The 15,220-nt window shown below is 68.3% G+C and carries 13 protein-coding genes and 2 pseudogenes; 6 read left to right on the plus strand and 9 right to left on the minus strand.

Annotated features, from left to right (window positions below; translation table 11 throughout):
- Positions 1-61 precede the first annotated feature (61 nt).
- Positions 62-361 (plus strand): DUF808 family protein, encoded by a 300-nt coding sequence (locus tag PLC66_RS14410; protein WP_324541666.1) that lies wholly within the window; start codon positions 62-64, stop codon positions 359-361.
- 11 nt (positions 362-372) lie between these two features.
- On the opposite strand, the gene pqqE is transcribed toward PLC66_RS14410, so the two are convergent.
- From pqqE to pqqA, 5 genes are all read right to left on the minus strand, one after another.
- Positions 373-1,524, minus strand: a complete 1,152-nt coding sequence (pqqE, locus tag PLC66_RS14415) for a pyrroloquinoline quinone biosynthesis protein PqqE (protein ID WP_324541597.1) — start codon at positions 1,522-1,524, stop codon at positions 373-375.
- A gap of 105 nt (positions 1,525-1,629) precedes the next feature.
- Positions 1,630-1,911: a pyrroloquinoline quinone biosynthesis peptide chaperone PqqD gene (gene pqqD, locus PLC66_RS14420; protein WP_324541599.1), complete on the minus strand. Its 282-nt coding sequence runs from the start codon at positions 1,909-1,911 to the stop codon at positions 1,630-1,632.
- Entirely contained in the window at positions 1,908-2,708 is an 801-nt protein-coding gene (gene pqqC / locus PLC66_RS14425) for a pyrroloquinoline-quinone synthase PqqC (RefSeq protein ID WP_503012217.1), read from the minus strand. The genes pqqD and pqqC overlap by 4 nt, the downstream gene beginning before the upstream one ends.
- Entirely contained in the window at positions 2,705-3,619 is a 915-nt protein-coding gene (gene pqqB, locus PLC66_RS14430; protein WP_324541601.1) for a pyrroloquinoline quinone biosynthesis protein PqqB, read from the minus strand. The genes pqqC and pqqB overlap by 4 nt, the downstream gene beginning before the upstream one ends.
- 101 nt (positions 3,620-3,720) lie before the next feature.
- Positions 3,721-3,795: a pyrroloquinoline quinone precursor peptide PqqA gene (gene pqqA / locus PLC66_RS14435; RefSeq protein WP_002927495.1), complete on the minus strand. Its 75-nt coding sequence runs from the start codon at positions 3,793-3,795 to the stop codon at positions 3,721-3,723.
- 237 nt (positions 3,796-4,032) lie between these two features.
- Between pqqA and PLC66_RS14440 the strand changes: the two are divergent.
- Positions 4,033-4,185: pseudogene (locus PLC66_RS14440) on the plus strand (CNNM domain-containing protein); the annotation flags it as partial.
- Between the two features lie 63 nt (positions 4,186-4,248).
- Positions 4,249-4,518, plus strand: a pseudogene (locus PLC66_RS14445) (AI-2E family transporter); the annotation flags it as partial.
- 67 nt (positions 4,519-4,585) lie between these two features.
- Here PLC66_RS14445 and PLC66_RS14450 read toward each other — a convergent pair.
- Positions 4,586-5,485: a universal stress protein gene (locus PLC66_RS14450; protein ID WP_324541603.1), complete on the minus strand. Its 900-nt coding sequence runs from the start codon at positions 5,483-5,485 to the stop codon at positions 4,586-4,588.
- 167 nt (positions 5,486-5,652) lie between these two features.
- Between PLC66_RS14450 and PLC66_RS14455 the strand changes: the two genes are divergently transcribed.
- The 3 genes from PLC66_RS14455 to PLC66_RS14465 all read left to right on the plus strand — a co-directional run bounded on the left by PLC66_RS14455 (position 5,653) and on the right by PLC66_RS14465 (position 10,799).
- The gene (locus PLC66_RS14455; protein WP_324541605.1) at positions 5,653-7,383 is read left to right on the plus strand and encodes a potassium/proton antiporter; all 1,731 of its coding nucleotides are present in this window, start codon (positions 5,653-5,655) and stop codon (positions 7,381-7,383) included.
- Between the two features lie 69 nt (positions 7,384-7,452).
- Entirely contained in the window at positions 7,453-8,460 is a 1,008-nt protein-coding gene (gene pip, locus PLC66_RS14460) for a prolyl aminopeptidase (RefSeq protein ID WP_324541673.1), read from the plus strand.
- 152 nt (positions 8,461-8,612) lie between these two features.
- Complete coding sequence (locus PLC66_RS14465; RefSeq protein ID WP_324541607.1) at positions 8,613-10,799, plus strand: TonB-dependent receptor family protein; 2,187 nt, start codon at positions 8,613-8,615, stop codon at positions 10,797-10,799.
- Positions 10,800-10,845: 46 nt separating this feature from the next.
- On the opposite strand, the gene PLC66_RS14470 is transcribed toward PLC66_RS14465, so the two are convergent.
- The 3 genes from PLC66_RS14470 to adh all read right to left on the minus strand — a co-directional run bounded on the left by PLC66_RS14470 (position 10,846) and on the right by adh (position 15,016).
- A complete protein-coding gene (locus PLC66_RS14470; RefSeq protein WP_324541609.1) occupies positions 10,846-12,846 on the minus strand; it encodes a sigma-54-dependent Fis family transcriptional regulator in 2,001 nt (666 codons plus the stop codon).
- Between the two features lie 174 nt (positions 12,847-13,020).
- Positions 13,021-13,401, minus strand: a complete 381-nt coding sequence (locus PLC66_RS14475) for a DUF779 domain-containing protein (protein ID WP_324541611.1) — start codon at positions 13,399-13,401, stop codon at positions 13,021-13,023.
- Between the two features lie 94 nt (positions 13,402-13,495).
- Positions 13,496-15,016, minus strand: coding sequence for an aldehyde dehydrogenase (gene adh, locus PLC66_RS14480; protein WP_324541675.1), 1,521 nt, complete (start codon positions 15,014-15,016; stop codon positions 13,496-13,498).
- Between the last annotated feature and the right edge of the window lie 204 nt (positions 15,017-15,220).

The raw sequence follows: 15,220 nt of genomic DNA on the forward strand, positions 1-15,220 counted from the left end.
AAAAAGCCGCGCCACCGGGGGCGAATCGTGAGGGTGTGAGAAATGCGGGCTAGGCCTGCACCTGCAGCGCAGCGCTTCGGCCTTCACCCGCCGTGTCGGCGCCGCCATCCTCGGCTTCGCGCCCTGGCTGATGAAGACGCTGTCGGTGGTCGGCACCGCGGCGATGTTCATGGTCGGCGGCGGCATCCTGCTGCACGGCTGGCCGAGCGCGGCACATGCGGTGGAACATTTCGCCGACGGATTTGGCGGCGTGGGCGGCGCGCTGATCAACATCGGCGCGGGCGCCGGCGTCGGCATCGTCGCCGGGGCGATCGTGCTCGCCGCGGTGATGAGCGTGCAGAAGCTGCGCGGCGCGAGCTGAGACGACAGGCCTCAGCCGCCCGGTTGCAGCAATCCCGCCTTGCGCCGGCGCGACTCCTCCGGCCCGCGGAACACCAGCGGCCGCTCCACCACCGCCGGCTCGCCACGCTCGGCGCGCTCGACCGCCTCGATCACCTTGTGATGTGCGGGCGACTTGTCGCACACCGGGTCGGCCGCCGCCGGATCGCCGGTGAGCATGAAGGCCTGGCAGCGGCAGCCGCCGAGGTCCTTCTCCTTCTCCGGGCAGCTACGGCAAGGCTCCTTCATCCAGCCGTCGCCGCGGTAGCGGTTGAAGCCTTCCGACTCGTACCAGATGCGGCGCACGTCCATGTCGCGCACATTGGGAAAGGCGAGCCCGGGCAGCATGCGCGCGGTGTGGCAGGGCAAGGCGGTGCCGTCGGGCGTGACGGTGAGGAAGACATTGCCCCAGCCGTTCATGCACCTCTTCGGGCGGGTCTCGTGGTAGTCGGGCACGACGAAGAAGATGCGGATGCGGTCGCCGTAGCGCTGGCGGCGCTCGTTGGTGACGCGCTCGGCGCGCTCGATCTGCGCGCGCGAGGGCAGCAGCTGGTCGCGGTTGAGCATCGCCCAAGAGTAGTACTGGCTGTTGGCGAGCTCGAGGTATTCGGCGCCCAGTTCCACCGCCATGTCGATGATGCGGTCGATGTAGTCGATGTTGAGGCGATGGATCACGCAGTTCATCACCATCGGCCAGCCGTTGTCGTTGATCGTGGCCGCCACCTTCTGCTTGAGCTCGAAGGTGCGGGTGTGCGACAGGAAGTCGTTGAGCTCCTTGGTGGAATCCTGGAAGGAGAGCTGGATGTGGGCGAGCCCGGCGTCCTTCAGCGCCCGCGCCCGCGTCTCGGTGAGGCCCACGCCCGAGGTCAGCAGGTTGGTGTAGAAGCCGAGCCGGTGGGCCTCGGCAACCAGCACCTCGAGGTCGTCGCGCAGCAGCGGCTCGCCACCAGAGAAGCCGCACTGCACGCTGCCCGCCGCGCGCGCCTCGCGCAGCACGCGCAGCCAGTCCTCGGTCGAGAGCTCGTCCGGGGTGTGGGCAAAATCGACCGGGTTGTAGCAGAACACGCAGTGCAGCGGGCAGCGGTAGGTGAGCTCTGCCAGAAGCCACAGCGGCGGGCCGGGCTGGACGGGAATGGGTGCAGTCATGATTGGCAGCCTCCGGCGAACGCCAGCGCGCGGGCAGCAAATGTACTGGCGGCGGGTCCGCCCTGTAGGCGCGGCAGACATTGGCGCGCCAGATTGATGCTCACCTCACACCTCCACCCACTGCTGCCGGCGCGCCAGCTCGAGGAAGGCGAGCACGTCGGCCTCGAGCCCGGTGGTGACGAAGGCCTGCTCGAGGTCGGCGACCACCTCGGCCACGCTGCGCGCGCCGTCGCAGCGGCGCAGGATCTCGCCCGCGCTCTGGTTGAGCTTGACCATGCCTTCCGGGTAGAGCAGCACCCAGGCCTGCTGCGCCTCCTCCCACTGCAGGCGGAAGCGCCTGGACACGCGCGGGGTGGCCTCGCGGCCGATCGTCGCCGTCTCGCTCATCGCGCCGCCCCCTTGCGCGGACCGACGATCGCGACCTCGCACTGGCTCAGCATGATCGCGTCGGCCATCGCCCACAGTACGTCGAGCTTGAACTGCAGGATGTCGAGCGCGCGCTGCTGCATCGCCCGGCTCTGGCTGAAGTACTCGAGCGTGAAGCGCAGGCCGTGCTCGACGTCGCGCCGCGCCTGGGTGAGGCGGTTGCGGAAGTACTGCAGGCCGGCGGTGTCCACCCAGGGGTAGTGCGTCGGCCAGGTGTCCAGGCGCTGCTGATGGATGTGCGGCGCGAAGAGCTCCGTGAGGCTGGAGGCCACCGCCTCCTGCCACGGGCGCTGGCGGGCGAAGTTGATGTAGGCGTCGACCGCGAAGCGCGTGGCCGGCGCGACGAAGCGCAGCGAAGTGACGTCGTCGCGGGAGAGGCCGGTCGCCTCGCCCAGCCGGATCCAGGCCTCGATGCCGCCGGGGTCCTTGACGTCGCCGATCTCGAAGCCGTCGTGGTCGAGGATGCGCTGGATCCACTCGCGGCGGATCGCGCGCTCGGGGCAGTTGGACAGGATGGCGGCGTCCTTCACCGGGATCGAGATCTGGTAGTAGAAGCGGTTCGCCACCCAGCCCTGGAGCTGCTCCCGGGTCAGCTTGCCCTCGGCCATCATCACGTGGAAGGGGTGGTAGATGTGGTAGCTCGTACCCTTCTCGCGCAGCAGGGCCTCGAACTCGGCCGCGCTCCACGGCGGCAGCGCGTCGGCGCGGGCGGCGAGCGCTGCGGTGTGCTCGATGCTGATCTGGTCTATGTAGCTCACAGCGCGATCTCCATGCCGTCGAAGGCGACCTCGATGCCGTGGTCGGCCAGCACGGCGCGCTCGCGGCTGTCCTCGTCGAGGATCGGGTTGGTGTTGTTGATGTGGATCAGCACCTTGCGTGTGGTCGCCGGCAGCTTGTCCAGCCACTCGAGCATGCCGCCGGCGCCGGACTGCGGCAGGTGGCCCATGGCGCGCGAGGTCTTCGCCGAGGCGCCGAGGCGGATCATCTCGTCGTCGGTCCACAAGGTGCCATCGACCAGCACGCAGTCGGCGGCCTGCATCGCCGCCCACACGTGGGGCTCTATCTCGCCCAGGCCGGGGGCGTAGAACAGGCGCTGGCCGCTGGCCGCATCGATGAGCGTGACGCCGATGTTGTCGCCCGGCTGCGGGCGGTCGCGGTGTGGCGAGTACGGCGGCGCGTTGCTGGTGAGCGCCAGCGCCTCGAAGCCGAGGCCGGGCGCGCCGTCGATGGCAAAGCGCGCCTGCAGCGGCAGCTCGCGCCAGGCGATGCCGCTGTAGTGGCCGAGCACGCCGAACACCGGGTTGCCCACCGACAGGTCCTCGCGCACGCAGGCGGTGCACCATACCAGCCACGGCTTGCGGTGCTCGCGCAGCATGTAGAGGCCGGTGGTGTGGTCGATCTGGGCGTCGATCAGCACGATCGCCGCGATGCCGGTGTCGCGCAACGCGCGCGCCGGTTGCAGCGCTGGAAAGCTGCGGATCTGTTGCAGCACGTCGGGCGAGGCGTTGAACAGCACCCAGTTCTCGTCGTCACCGCTGGCGGCGATCGACGACTGGGTGCGCGCCTGGGCGCGGATGCGTCCCTTGCGCAGACCGTCGCAGTTGGGGCAGTTGCAGTTCCACTGCGGAAAGCCGCCACCGGCGGCGGAACCGAGCACGCGGATCTTCATCGGTTCTCCTGAAGCATGCGCGGCAGTGACACGCACGCGAGGGGCACGCAAAAAGGGCGGCGTGGCGCGGGGACGCGCGCCGCGCCGCCCCGGATCACGCCTTAGCGGTTGGCGATGTACATCGTGATTTCAAAGCCGAAGCGCATGTCGCTGGCTGCGGGGGTTTCCCATTTCATGGTCGTCTCCTGTGTCGTCTCTGGGTGGGATCGGCGCCGCTCCTTGGCACCGCCGACCGGTTCGCCGGCCGTGTGTATAAGAGTGACTGGACGCGGAATAATTCGCATCACGAAAGTGCGGAACCGGGCCTCATGAAAATCTTGATGCCCGAGGGCTGGCGCCACCAGCGCGCCTTCAGGCCTCGCCTTCCACGATCTCGGTCACGCCGAGCGCTGACATATGCGAGGGTGATGACGGCGACCGTCCTCGTCGTGGTGGTCATCACCTATGTCTCGATCGTGGTCGGCGAGCTCGTCCCCAAGCGCATCGGCCTGATCAACCCGGAAGGCATTGCCGGCCTCGTGGCACGCCCGATGAACGTGCTCGCCATCGCCTCGGGCACCTACATCGTGTTCGTGATCGACGAGTATGGCGAGGTGCAAGGGATGGGGCCGCTGCACGACGTCATCGAGTCGGCGACCGGCGTCGGCCTGCTGCTGTGTGGCGCCTTGGTCGTGAGCTGGGTGGACAACCTCATTCGCCCGCTCGTCATCAGCGAGGCAGCACAGATCCCCTTCCTGCTGGTGATGTTCGGCGTCCTCGGTGGCTTGGCCGCATTCGGCCTGGTCGACCTTTTCCTGGGGCCGGTCGTGCTTGCCGTGCTGATGGCGGTGTGGCAGGAGTGGATCGAGGAGTCGGACCTGGCCAAGCGCAACCGTCCTTCATCGACGAGCCCGAACTGAAGCACGCGCGCCCGTTCGGGCAGGCGCGCCGGCCTGATCTTGATGGCCGGGCGGACACCGCCTGAGCCTAGGCGTCAGCGCCCGTTTGTGGCGCGCGGACGAGCAAGGCATCGCAGGGAATGTCTTCCAGCATGGCTTTCGCAACGCTGCCGATGAGCAGCTCGTGGAGCATGCTGCGTCCTTGGCTGCCGAGAACGATCAAGTCCACCTCCTGTGCACGCACGAGATCGCGCAGGAGCCTGACCGGCGGACCGTCCTCGATCAGCACTTGTGGTTCCTGCCAACCGGGCCGCCTGTCCAATGCTTTCCGAAAAGCCGCGTACCGACTCCTGATGGCCTCTTGATGCTCATGGCGGAACGCAGGTGAATCAGTCAGGTTGCCGTGCGCAGAAGGAACGTCGCCATGGAAAACCAGCAGCTTCTGCTCGGGAAAGAATCGCGCCGCCGCATCCAGGGCGTGACGCGAGGCGTCGGAGAAATCGGTGGCGACGACGATCTGACGGTAGGGACCCCGCGCCCGATTCTTGACGACCAGGACTGGAATCTGCACACGGCGAAGCAGTCGATCGACCGTCCGACCCAGCTTGAAACGTCCGAGCAATTCGTTTCGCGCTGTACCGACGACGATCAACTCACAGTGCTCGTCTTCCGCCACGCGTGCAATGGCGTCGAGGGGGTCGCCCTGTTCGATGCGTACCGTGACCTTGCCCACCGTGCTGCCCACGTCGGCACGCAGCTGCTTTCGCACCAGGCTGACCGGATCGGGAGGCCGTCGCCAGGATGGCAGGTTGGCCTCTGCCAGGCCGCTGCCCTCGAACGCTTCAAGCGCATGCAGCACGACCAGTTCCGACTCCCACTCGGCGGTAAGCACCAGCGCGCGGTCCAGCGCCCTGTCGCAGCGTGGGCTGAGATCCGTTGCGAGGAGGATCTTCTTGGGTGCTCCGCTCATGCCGATCGCCGAGTTCATGCAGTCCGCTCCAGTCGACTTCTTCACGCCGGGACTATACAAAGTGATCTCGACGACAGGAAGCCGTTGCCGCTGGGATGCTGCGGCAACGGCAATGCTGATCGCGCATGTCCGATCCGAAGACCTCGCCCCACGCTCCACCGATTTCATCGACGGCCTCTTTCCCTATGTTCTTGATCGACCAGATCCTCCTTCTCGCTGCCGTGCTGATCCTCGTCGGCGTCATTTCCAGCAAGGCCTCGGCCAGGCTGGGCCTGCCGGTACTGGTGCTCTTCCTGATCGTCGGCATGCTTGCCGGCGAGCGCGGCATCGGCGGCATCGCCTTCGACAGTCCGGGTGCCGCGCACGCGCTCGGCACCGTGGCCCTGGCCCTGATCCTGTACGACGGCGGCCTGCAGACGCCGTTGTCATCGATCAGGTCGGTGTGGAAGCCTGCCGCCCTGCTGGCGACGCTGGGGGTGCTGGTGACGGCACTCATCACCGGCGTAGCCGCCGCGTGGATTCTGGGTCTATCCCTGCTCGAGGGGCTTCTGATCGGTGCCATCGTCGGCTCGACCGATGCCGCCGCCGTGTTTGCCCAGCTGCGCAATGCGGGCATCCACATCCGCAAGCGCCTCAAGTCCACGCTGGAGGTCGAAAGCGCATCGAACGACCCGATGGCGATCTTCCTCACCGTCGGTCTGCTGGAAGTACTGGTGCACGATGTTCCGTTCGGCCTCGGGTTGCTGACGCTGTTCGTGCAACAGATGGGCATCGGGGCGGCGATTGGGCTCGGGGTGGGCTGGACGGCGGTCGCGATCATCAACCGCATCCACCTGCAGGCGTCGGGCATGTATCCGGTGCTGGTCACCGCATGCGGCCTGCTGGCCTTCGGCCTGGCGGCAAACCTGGGCGGAAGCGGTTTTCTCGCGATCTTCGTCGCAGGCGTCGTGGTGGGCAACAGCCGCTTCGTGTTTCAGCGCGGCGTCTTCCTGTTTCACGACGGTCTGGCCTGGCTCAGCCAGATCACGATGTTCGTCGTGCTGGGCCTGCTCATCGATCCCAAGGGCCTGCTCGAAGTATGGTTGGAGGGGCTGCTGATTGCCTTCGTCCTCATCTTTCTCGCGCGCCCGCTCGCGGTGTGGCCCATGATGCAGCCCTTCGGCTTCGAGCGGAAGGAGATCGCACTGGTGTCGTGGGTCGGCCTGCGTGGCTCGGTGCCCATCGTGCTGGCGATCTTCCCCTTGATCTTCGGGGTTCCGGCTGCGCCGCTGATCTTCAACGTGGTCTTCTTCGTCGTGCTCATTTCCGCCACCGTGCAGGGTGGCACCCTGGCCCACGTCGCGCGGCGGCTCGGCCTCGCCGAAGCGCCCCCGGCCAAGCCCGCGGCGACGCTGGAGATCACCTCGCTCGACACCGTCAACGCGGACATCGTCGAGTACACGCTGGCGGCCGACTCGCGTGCCGTGGGCAGGCGACTCTCTGAGCTGGCACTGCCAGAAAGCACGGTGATCGCCATGATCACGCGCGCCAAGGACGTCATTCCCCCGCGCGGCTCGACGGCGCTGCGCGCCAACGACCACCTGTTTGCGGTGCTTCGCCCGGACACCCGGCCCTTCGTCGATCGCACCTTCTCGCAGGCAGGGCAGGTCGCCACCGACCCCCTGCCCGACCTCGAGCTCCGACTCAAGGGCAGCACCAGGGTCGAAGACGTGCGCAACTCCTACGGCATTCATCTGCCGGCTGCCGACGGGGACAGCCTCGAGCGCGTCATCCGCGAGCGCCTCAAGCAGGATCCGGCCGTCGATGAAGGCCTTGTGCTCGATGGGACGAGGCTCAGGGTGTGCGAGATGATCGGACCGCGGATTGCAACGGTTGGCCTGCTCCTTCCCAGGGCCGAGGCAGCCGTCGGTGGCTGAGAACCTGTGAATCAGCCCCAGCCCGACCGTATCCCGGACCCGCTCTCACCCAAGCCGCCTCCCCACGCCATGCCGCCCGACGCCACCCCCTTCCCCCCCTCCCCCCTCTTCCCGCCCGCGCCGCCCCTCGCGCACGGCCTGCTCGACGTCGGTGACGGCCACCGCCTTTACTTCGAGCGCTGCGGCAACCCGGACGGCCTGCCGGTGCTGTTCCTGCACGGCGGGCCCGGCAGTGGCTGCAATGCCCGCCAGCGCCAGCTCTTCGATCCCGCGCGCTTTCACGTCGTGCTGTTCGACCAGCGCGGCTGCGGGCGCAGCACGCCGCGCGGCGCCTGCCACGCCAACACCACGCGCGAGCTGGTCGAGGACATCGAGCGCCTGCGCCGTCACCTGGGCATCGAGCGCTGGCTGGTGTTCGGCGGCTCATGGGGCGCGGCACTCGCAGTGGCCTACTGCAGCGCGTACCCGCAGGCCTGCCTGGGCGCCATCCTGCGCGGCAGCTTCCTCACCGGGCAGGCCGACCTCGACTGGTTCTTCGGCCCTGAGGGCGCGGGCGCGATCTGTGCCGAGGCCTGGGCCGCACTGTGCGCGGCCGTGCCGCAAGCCGCAGAGGGCCGCGCGCTCGCCGCGCTGTGCGCCGCGCTCGGCGGCACCGACGCGCGCGTTGCCGCCCAGGCGGCGCAAGCCTGGGCGGCGTGGGAAGACGCGGTGATCGCACCCGCGCGGCCGGCGCCGCCACCGCCCGCGCGCGACGCCGAGGCGCTGGCGGCGCTGATCGACAAGTACCGCGTGCAGGCGCAATACCTCGCCCACCGCTGCTTTGTCGACGAGGACGGCGTGCTCGAGGCGGCGCAGCGCATGGCCGGCCTTCCCACCGCCCTGCTCCACGGCCGGCTAGACCTGGTGTGCCGCGCGCGCAATGCGCTGCGCCTGCACGCGGCGCTGACCGGCAGCCGCTTGCTGCTGGTCGACAAGGCCGGCCACAGCCCTTTCGAGCCGGCGATGGCCCGCGCGCTGATCGGGGCCCTGGCGCACTTCGCCGAGCATGGCGATTTCGACACCTGGGCGGCAGGCTGAACCCTCGCCGCCGCGCCGAAGCGCGCTGAATGCGGCCCGCGCCGACGGTCTCATGATTTTCTGTAGGCGGCGCTCGGCCCTGCGTTGAGGCGGCGACAAGGGGCCATCGGCGACAATGCCCGGCCAGCCCTGCCCCGCCGAGGAGTCCGACCGTGAAACCCAAGCATTGCGCCGTCCCCGTCGCCCCCGCTCCCCGTACCGCCGGCCGCGCGCAGCCGCGCACGAAGACGCTCGCACAGCTGATCCGCCTCGGCGTTCCGGGCGCGCTGGCCGGCTTCGCCTGTCTTGCCGGCGCGCAGGATGGCGCCACGGCGAGCCCGAGTGCCGTGGTGCTCAACCCGGTGGTGGTGACCGGCAGCCCGGTCGCGACCGAGAGCTTCGACCTGCCCTACTCGGTCGATTCGGTGGACATGCGCGCCAACCAGGCGGGCAACCTCGGCGTCAATGCCTCCGAGGCGCTCGCCGGCGTGCCCGGCCTGGTGATCCAGAACCGCCAGAACTACGCCCAGGACCTGCAGATCTCGGTGCGAGGCTTCGGCGCCCGCGCCGCCTTCGGCGTGCGCGGCGTCAAGCTCATTGCCGACGGCATCCCCGCCACCAACCCCGACGGCCAGGGCCAGGCCGCCACCTTCAACCTCGACACCGCCGAGCGCATCGAGGTCATGCGCGGGCCCTTCTCCACCGTGTATGGCAACCACGCCGGCGGCGTGATCCAGCTCTTCTCGCGCAACGGCGAGGGCGCGCCGCGGCTGCGCGCCAACGCGCTGTTCGGCGCCTGGGGGACGAGCAAGTTTGGCGTCGGCCTCGAGGGCGAGCAGTCCGGCGTCGGCTTCGTCGTCGACGCCTCGCGCTTCGACACCGACGGCTACCGCGACCACAGCAAGACCCGCCGCGACCAGGGCTTCGCCAAGCTCACCTTCCGTCCGGACGAGGACAGCACGCTGACCCTGGTCGCCAACGGCCTGCGCCAGCCCGACACGCTGGATCCGCTGGGGGTGAGGTGGGAGACCTATCAACGCGATCCGCGCGCCGTCGAGGACGTCGCGAAGCAGTTCAACACGCGCAAGAGCATCCACCACCTGCAGGGCGGCGCGACCTACGAGCGCCGCCTGGGCGAGGACAGGCTGCAGGTGTCCGCCTACAGCGGGCGGCGCAGCGTCACCCAGTACCAGTCGATTCCCACCGGGCCGCAGGGCAACGCGCGTCACGCCGGCGGCGTGGTCGACTTCGACCGCGACTTCTACGGCCTGGGGGCGCGCTGGATCGCCCAGCGCAGCTTCGGCGACGGCGAGCTGACCGTGACCGTCGGCCTCGACTACGACCGCTCGGAAGACGATCGCCGCGGCTACGAGAACTTCGTCGGCACGACCCTGGGCGTCAAGGGCAATCTGCGCCGCAACGAGATCGACACCATCACCAGCACCGACCCCTACCTCCAGGCGCTGTGGAAGCAGGGGCCGTGGCAATGGTCAGCGGGCATCCGCCACTCCCGCGTGGCGTTCAAGGTCGATGATCGTTACATCGTCGCCACGAATGGCGACGACAGTGGCAGCGCGCGGTATACCGAAACCACGCCTGCGCTCGGCGTCGTGTATGCGATCAGCCCGGTGCTCAATGCCTATGCGAGCTACGGCGAAGGCTTCGAGACGCCGACGCTGAACGAACTCTCCTACGCAACGCCATCGACCGGCTTCAACTTCGGCCTGAAACCCTCCACCAGCAAACAGGCCGAACTGGGCCTGAAGGCCTTCGTCGGCGACACGACCCGCGTCAATGCGGCAGTTTTCCGCATCGAAACGAAGGACGAGATCGTCGTTGCCGAATCAAGCGGCGGGCGTACCAGCTACCAGAACGCGGGCCGCACGCTGCGCGAAGGCATCGAGCTCGCCGCAGAGTCCGAGTTCAGTGCCAGCCTGACCGGACGTGCCTCGCTGACCTGGCTGAAGGCCGAGTACGACGAGGCCTTCGTCAGCCGCGGCGCGACCGTGCCTGCGGGCAATCGCATCCCCGGCGTGCCGCAGTTCGCCGCGTATGCGGAACTCGCCTGGAAGCCGATCGCCGACCTCACGGTGGCGGGCGAGGCGCTGTATCGAAGCAAGGTGTACGTCAACGATCTCAACGACGACCGCCCGGCACCCGGCTACACGCTGTTCAACCTGCGCCTGTCCGCCGAGCAGAAGCATGGCCCATGGACGCTGGCGCAACTGCTGCGCGTCGACAACCTGTTCGACCGCAAGCACATCGGCTCGGTCATCGTGGGTGACGGCAATGGCCGCTACTACGAGCCCGGCCCCGAGCGCAGCTGGTTCGCCGGCGCGAGCGCAAGCTATCGTTTCTGAGCCTGCGCCCTTCCATGGCCCTGCCAGCGTGACCGCGCGCAGGCGTTCAGAAATCGCAGCCCATGCGCCGGTACAAGGTGTTGCGCGCCACGCCCAGGTGGCGCGCCGCGGCGGAGAGATTGCCGTCGAAGCGCTCGAGCACCTCGCGGATGGTGGCGTCGTCGATGTCCTTGGGGCGGCGGCCGCGCAGCGGTGCGCGGGATGCGGCCGGCGGCGTCGCCACTGAAGCAGGGGCCGCCGCCGCGCGCGTGAGGGGCGACGCGCACTGGAGCTCCTCGGGCAGGTGCTCGGGCAGGATGCGGTCCTCGTGCGCATCGAGCAGCGCGAGCGCCACCTCGAGGACGTTCTGCAGCTGACGGATATTGCCCGGCCAGGCATAGGATTCGAGCAGGCGCAGCGCCGTGGCGTCGACGGCGATGGCGCGCGCATCCGGACGGTTGCGGCTGTCGTCGATCAGGCGGCGCACGAGCTGGCGCAGGTCGGTGCGCTCGCGCAGCGGCGGCAGGGACGCCGTGAGGCCGTTGACGCGGTAGTAGAGATCCTCACGGAACAGCCCCGCCTTGACCAGGTCGCCCAGGTTGCGGTGGGTGGCGCACAGCAGCGCAATGTCGACCGCGACCGGCTCGCCCCCGCCCACCGGCTGCACGCAGCGCTCCTGCAGCACCCGCAGCAGCCGGGCCTGCATGGCCAGCGGCATGTCGCCGATCTCGTCGAGGAAGAGCGTGCCGCCGTCGGCCTGCTGGATTCGGCCGACGGCGCCCTCCTTGCGCGCGCCGGTAAAGGCGCCGCCGACGTAACCGAAGAGCTCGGATTCGATCAGGTGTTCGGGAATCGCCGCGCAGTTCACCGCGACGAAGGGGCCGTCCGCACGGGGCCCGCTGTTGTGGCAGGCGCGCGCGAGCAGTTCCTTGCCCGAGCCCGACTCGCCCTGGATCAGCACCGGGATCTTGCGCCCGATCACCTTGGCGCAGCGGTCGAGCGTGAATTGCAGGCCCGCATCGCCCGTGGCCAGGGTTTCGAGCGTGATGCGCTGGCGCGCCGAACGCGACGGATCCTGCCCCTGCGCCAGCCGCACGCGGCCGCTCGGCCCGGCCTGGGCGTTCGAATTCCAGGCCGGGCTGACACGGACCCGCGCGTACACACGCGCGCCGTCGCGCAGCTCGAGTTCCATCAGCGCGGCCGGATCACGCCCCGCCCTGCTGATGACGGTCCCGAAACCGCTGCGGAACAGGTTGCCGAAAGCCCCCAGGCGCCCGATGCGGCGACCCTCGATGCCGAGCAGCATGCACGCCTGGCAGTCCGCCGCCACGATCTCACCGTCGGCATCCACTGCAAGCAGCCCCTCCTGCAGGCCGCCGACGCCCTCGGGGCGGTCATGAAAGGAAAACAGGGCGTAACGCGCATGCTCGCTCTCGAACATGCGGCGCTCGACCAGCCGCACCCCCATGCGGGCGAGGCCCAGGGTATGGGGCTGGGGCTTGCGGTGGTCGCTGGAGATGTCGAGCGCGCCCAGCAAGACGCCCTTCGTATCGAAGATGGGCGCAGCACTGCAGGTGAGCACACCGTTGCATTCGAGGTAATGCTCGGCGCCGAAGATCTCGACCGGTGCGCGTTCGATCAGGGTGGCGCCGATGGCATTGGTGCCGCGCTGGCATTCGCTCCAGCTCGCGCCCGGCTGCAGGGCGACACGGCTCGCACGGTCAACGAAGGATGGATCGCCGACACCGTGCAGGATCAGCCCGCTCGCGTCGGCAAGCAGCACCATGCTGCCCGAGGCGCGGATCTGTTCGTACAGGTGCTCCATCACGCCGCCCGCGTGGTTGAGCAGGGTGGCGTTGCGCTCACGTGCGAGCATCAGGTCGGCACGCGTCGTGTTGGCGGGCCGGCCGCGTTCGCCAATCTCCAGGCCGAGGCGCTGGCAGCGCTCCCAGGAACGCAGCACCGGAGCCGAAAGCCCACCCTCGGGTACGTCGCCGCGCTCCAGGTATCGCCGCCGCAAGGACTCGAGCTCACCACCTTGCGTGGCACGCGCGTGAATCTGCCCCATCTTCCTGTCTCCCCATGCCGACGGGTACTCGCGGCGCGCGCATCACGCCCGCCGCCTGCCCCATCGATGATCCTCGGCGCCGAGTTGCGCCACCATGGCGCATCCGGCTTCAGGAGAGATTCAGAGCAAGAAAGGTGCCCGCATCCACTACCTATCCTGTTCGCCAAGCTGTCGTCACCGCCCGAGCCTGCGGTCCTCCGCTTCGATCTCGGCGAACTCGTCGTCGGTGAAGAGCCGAGACCGGGTATGGAAGGCCTTGCCGGTGTTGCCCTCGAGCGAAAAGGTGCCGCCGTGGCCGTCGACCACGTCGATGATCAGCTGCGTGTGCTTCCAGTATTCGTACTGCGAGGCGCTGATGTAGAAGGGCACGCCGCCAATGTCGCCGAGGTGCACATCGTAGGGGCCGATGGTCAGATCCGTGGGCAGGTAGCAGTTGGCGGCGCTGTTGTCGCAGCAGCCTCCGGACTGGTGGAACATCAGCGTCGGACCATACTCGGCCTTGAGTTGCGCGATCAGCGCCAGGGTGGCCGCCGTGGCGATCACGCGTTCGACCATGCTCGTCTCCTCTGTAGAGCAGAAAAAAACGGGGGCGGTCGCCCGCCCCCGGCAAGTTACCCAACTACGGGCAGAGGGAGAAACAGGGTGCCGATCAGAAGAAGCCGAGCTTGTTCTCGCTGTAGCTCACCAGCAGGTTCTTGGTCTGCTGGTAGTGGTCGAGCATGACCTTGTGCGTCTCGCGGCCAATGCCCGACTCCTTGTAGCCGCCAAAGGCCGCGTGCGCCGGGTAGGCGTGGTAGCAGTTGGTCCACACGCGACCGGCCTGGATGGCGCGGCCCATGCGGTAGGCGACGTTGCCGTTGCGGCTCCACACGCCGGCGCCCAGGCCGTACAGGGTGTCGTTGGCGATCGCCAGGGCCTCGGCCTCGTCCTTGAAGGTGGTCACCGCGAGCACCGGCCCGAAGATCTCCTCCTGGAAGATGCGCATCTTGTTGTGGCCCTTGAACAGCGTCGGCTGGATGTAGTAGCCGTCGGCCAGATCGCCGCCGAGCTGGGCGCGGTTGCCGCCGATCAGCACCTCGGCGCCTTCTTCGCGGCCGAGCGCGAGGTAGGACTGGATCTTGCTCATCTGCTCGGCCGAGGCCTGCGCGCCCATCATGGTGTCGGTGTCGAGCGGGCTGCCCTGCTTGATCGCGGCGACGCGCTTGAGCGCCCGCTCCATGAAGCGGTCGTAGATGGACTCCTGGATCAGCGCGCGGCTCGGGCAGGTGCACACCTCGCCCTGGTTGAAGGCGAACAGCACCAGGCCCTCGATCGCCTTGTCGAGGAAGGCGTCATCCTTGTCCATGACGTCGGCGAAGAAGATGTTGGGCGACTTGCCGCCCAGTTCCAGCGTGGCGGGAATCAGGTTGTTGGCAGCGGCCTGGGCGATCACGCGCCCGGTGGAGGTCGAGCCGGTAAAGGCGATCTTGGCGATGCGCTTGCTGGTCGCGAGCGGCATGCCGGCCTCGCGACCGTAGCCGTTGACGATGTTGAGCACGCCCGGTGGCAGCAGGTCGGCGATCAGCTCCATCAGCACCAGGATCGAGATCGGCGTCGACTCGGCCGGCTTGAGCACCACGCAGTTGCCCGCGCCCAGCGCCGGCGCCAGCTTCCACGCCGCCATCAGGATGGGGAAGTTCCACGGGATGATCTGGCCGACCACGCCCAGCGGCTCGTGGATGTGGTAGGCCATGGTGTTCTCGTCGATCTCCGAGATGCCGCCTTCCTGCGAGCGCAGGCAGCCGGCGAAGTAGCGGAAGTGGTCGACCGCGAGCGGGATGTCGGCGTTGAGTGTCTCGCGGATCGGCTTGCCGTTATCGACGGTCTCGGCGTAGGCGAGCAGCTCGAGGTTGGCCTCGAGGCGGTCGGCGATCTTGAGCAGGACATTGGAGCGGGTGGTGGCGTCGGCCTTGCCCCACTTGGGGAAGGCGGCATGCGCGGCGTCCAGCGCGAGCTCGATGTCCTCGGCGGTGGAGCGTGCGGCCTGGGTGTACTTGCAGCCGGTGATCGGCGTGATCACGTCGAAATACTGGCCCTTGAGCGGGGCCACCCACTGGCCGCCGATGAAGTTATCGTAGCGGGTCTTGAACTGGACCTTGGCATCGGCCTGGCCGGGCAGTGCATACAGCATGGTGTCGTCTCCTCGATCTTTACGGTGTGCGGGCAAGTTGCCACGGGATTCGTTCAGCAGGGCCCGTGCCAGCAACTCGATCTCTTGCAGTTCAGTCACTTGCGTGGCCCCTTGGGCTTGTGCTCGTTCAGAAAATCGGCTGGAGCATTGCCCGGGCTGCTCCACCTGCTCCATTTGTCCAGGGTTTATGGAGCACCCCGGGCG

Source organism: Thauera sp., assembly GCF_035444905.1.
In the GTDB taxonomy this organism is placed as follows: Bacteria; Pseudomonadota; Gammaproteobacteria; order Burkholderiales; family Rhodocyclaceae; genus Thauera.